4 protein-coding genes are annotated in these 3,516 nt (G+C 46.6%); all 4 read left to right on the forward strand.

What is annotated here, in order from left to right; genetic code table 11:
* Positions 1–588 (forward strand): lipopolysaccharide biosynthesis protein (locus A1351_RS25135; RefSeq protein ID WP_198162214.1); only part of this gene is annotated, 588 nt, incomplete at its 5' end.
* A 109-nt stretch (positions 589–697) separates the two neighbouring features.
* Positions 698–1,543, forward strand: coding sequence for a hypothetical protein (locus A1351_RS24400; protein ID WP_157096094.1), 846 nt, complete (start codon positions 698–700; stop codon positions 1,541–1,543).
* A 20-nt stretch (positions 1,544–1,563) separates the two neighbouring features.
* Positions 1,564–2,859: a hypothetical protein gene (locus A1351_RS24405; RefSeq protein WP_157096095.1), complete on the forward strand. Its 1,296-nt coding sequence runs from the start codon at positions 1,564–1,566 to the stop codon at positions 2,857–2,859.
* 8 nt (positions 2,860–2,867) lie between these two features.
* Positions 2,868–3,516 (forward strand): hypothetical protein (locus A1351_RS04160; RefSeq protein ID WP_157096096.1); only part of this gene is annotated, 649 nt, incomplete at its 3' end.

A 3,516-nucleotide genomic window follows, 5' to 3' on the forward strand; every position in this document is an offset into this window, starting at 1 on the left:
TTTCTGGGGATTCAGATCGTGGTCGCAATAAATGTCGCCTCCGACAATCTGATCATCTCCAAAATGCTCGGGCCGGAGGCGGTGACGGCCTTTTCTGTGCCGGAGCGAATGTTCGGGCTCGTTCCAATGCTCATCCACCTCGCTTTGCAGCCGCTTTGGCCAGCCTATGCCGAAGCGCGAGCGCGGCAGGATGACGCATGGGTCAAAAACACACTTCGACGAGCCTTTGTAAACTCGCTGGTGGTTTCGTCGGCATGTTGTTCTGGCTTGGTGCTTTTGGGACAGTGGATCGTTGAACATTGGACCGCCGGAGTGGCGGTCCCCACCCTGGTGCTGTTGGGCGGGTTAGCTCTATGGAAAGTGGTGGATTCTATTGAATATTCCCTGACCTCATTCTTGAGTAGCGCAGGGGCGTTGAGGCCACAACTTCTCTATGGCTTCATGGCTATGTCGACGGCCTTATTGGGGAAAGTGCTGTTGATACCAGCGGTAGGGTTAGAAGTCGTGCCGTGGGTAAGCGCGATATCGAGAGTTATTTGGAGTTCTATCCCACTCCTTTTTCTAAGCAGAAGCTTGGCTAAAAGCTAGCGTTTGCGCGTATCACATGGTGACGAGGGTGGCTGTAGCGATCTTACGAAAGAAGGCGATAGTAGTCCTTGTTATATCCGTAGCTACGATGTCAGTTGCGGCCGAAGTCATGACTAGAATATTTGGATATTCTGATTTCCCGCTTTATGATATTTCCGATGATATCGGCTACATTCCAAGACCATCACAGAATGGCTTTTTCCAAAGGAAAAACGACTGGTATTTTAATGCCATGAGTATGCCGACGGCTAGAGAGTGGCAGCCGGATATAAGTCCAAAAATATTTCTAATAGGAAACTCAATTGTAATGGGGGGCAATCCATTCCCACAAAGAGAAAAGCTCGGGCCATTAATCGAACGAGGCATGGTATCTGGACGGATTATTTGGCCAATCGCGACGGGTGGCTGGACTCAATTGAATCAGTTCGCCTATTTAAAAGCTAATGCAGAAAAAATAAACAGCGCAGACTACGTAATGTGGGAGTATATGTCTGGAGCACTGAACCGAAAGACAGAGTGGAAAGGGGAGTATGTATTTCCGACGCAGCGCGTCATGTGTGCTTTCTGTTATCTATTTCGGAGGTATATTTTACCGAGAATTCTTATATTAAATGAAAATAACGAGCTACCTGTGTCTGGGCTCATAACTCGTGAGCATGTGATAGAGTTTGAGAATATTATTAATACTGTATTCTCAAGAAATACTCATAGAGGGTTCATTTGGCTTTATCCGACAGCGCACGAACTCACAATAGCTAGAAGTGGGCGTGAATGGCTTCCTGAGAGGAAAGAGATAGAAGCTGTTGCAACAAAAGAGGGCCTTCGCATCGTTGACGTGGCGAAATTTCCACAATGGGATACGCATTTGTACTCAGACGGCGTTCATCCGACAAATGAAGGCAATGAACAGCTCGCTAAAATATTGGCCACTGAGATGATGAAAGATGGGCTATGATTTACGCAAGATGTTCAGTGTTGATCTTATACTATTTAATAAATGCGATTTTCGCAAGAGACATATTTTCTGTTTTCTTAACATTTCCGTTGTTTGTTCTAGTAATAACTGCAGTAATGAATAGAAAATCAAAATATTTTGATATACACGAAATGGTATGGATTATTGTATATATATTTTTCGTTATTGAGCCAGTCCAGGCTATAGCTGACGGGCATATAACAGATGGTCCTGTCGATGTTCTTTACTTTACGAGATATGAATTGATGGAAGCGATGGTTACAATATTTATTTTCTTTTCGCTTTATTTATATAACAGCGTTATTTGTTATAGGCAGGATCATGGCTTCCGAACCGAAAATATATTAATTGGCCAAAGAATGATGTTGGTCGCATTTGTAATAAATGTATTCGCATTTGTTGGCGTCGTTGTAACATCGGGGGGTATTACAAATCTTCTAGCGTACCGCCTGGAGAAGGATGTGTCGTCCACGGATTTTATATCGTTTCCAATTTTAACTTTACAAATTTCAACAGCATTTATTGCATGTATTGCACATATTGGAGCTCCAAGGAATTTTAAATATATCAGTACATTAATTATCGCAATAATTCTAATTCTGCTAGGTATTAGTCAAAATCCACGAAATGCTGCCCGATACTTTGTGCTAGCAAGTTGGTACCCTGTCGTTTATATCTTTATGCGCGGAAAAATCAGCTCGGCTATTGCTTATGCTGGAATTTTTTTCGGCTTAATTATCGTGATGCCATTAATGAATTTGGTCGGGAGAGAGGGTGTTTCACTGGATGAGGCTGCGCGTCTAACAGACTTTGGAGGTGGAGTATTGAGAGTTCCATTTGTTGATGTATTCGACATGTCCGTATATAACATTGCATACATGGAAAGTCATAATTGGTATTTTGGGCTTAAGTCGCTTTCTATTATATTGTTTCTTTTACCACGTAATATATGGACAGATAAGCAAGTGTGGACAGGGTATGAGATGGGCGCTATACTAGAGGACACAAAGGTTGCGGGCACATATAACCTTTCTTCATTTATTACGGTGGACTTCTATGCGGATGGCGGTTTATTCGGTGTTGTTATTGGGTCTTCCATATTTTTATACATTGCGCATAGGTATGTATTGCAAAGCAAGGTAACATTAAACGGGGTAGATCTGCAAGGTGCGATAATTACGGCGTCGGTACCGATACTTATAAGAGGACCGTTCGGTGGGAATGTTTATCTTACATTTGCTGAGCTGGTATTGGTCTATTTGATGCAAAAAGCGTCAAGGATTGGCTCGAAATGAGGGCGGCTATGAAGAATGTGGTCGTATACCTGGCTATGTCGCTCATGGGTTCTCCGCTTTTGCTTTGTGAAGGATTTGCTTCTCCCTCAATTTTTTGGTCGAGCGATCCTGCTACCTCTGGCGATACAGTAATATTAGTAGGGCACGAGTTTGATGTCGTGAAAAGTGTCACGCTCGAGCTCCTGGCCGATACGCCTTCCGAGAGCGGCGGAGGCGGCGCCGCGAAAACCTCCCTGCTCCCTTCTCGGCAAACGCCGCAGACGCTCTATTTTTCGATTCCTTCCGAGTGGCGGCAGGGCGTCTACCGATATCGGCTCGAAGGTGAAAAGTTCGCGGCTTCGGGAGTTCTGAACCGTCCGGTCCTCTATTGGTCGCAGGGCGAAGCCGGCGCGCTGGCGCGACCGGGACGGGAGCTGCGACTGTTCGGTCGCAATCTCGGCCTCGCGCCGGGCGCGATGATCCGGCTCAAAACCGGAGACGGCCGCGAGGTCGCTCGAGCGCCTTTGCCGGAGGCGTCGCTCTGGACCGCGACGGCGAAGCTGCCTTCGACGCTCGCTCCCGGCTCCTATCTGGTCTCGGTCTGGAACGGCCGCGGCGACGCATCCGCTTGGTCCGAGAATCTCGCGGTCGACATCGAGGCGCCCCCCGCCGCGGGGG

The sequence above is a fragment of the Methylosinus sp. R-45379 genome (genome assembly GCF_001644125.1).
Classification (GTDB): Bacteria; Pseudomonadota; Alphaproteobacteria; order Rhizobiales; family Beijerinckiaceae; genus Methylosinus.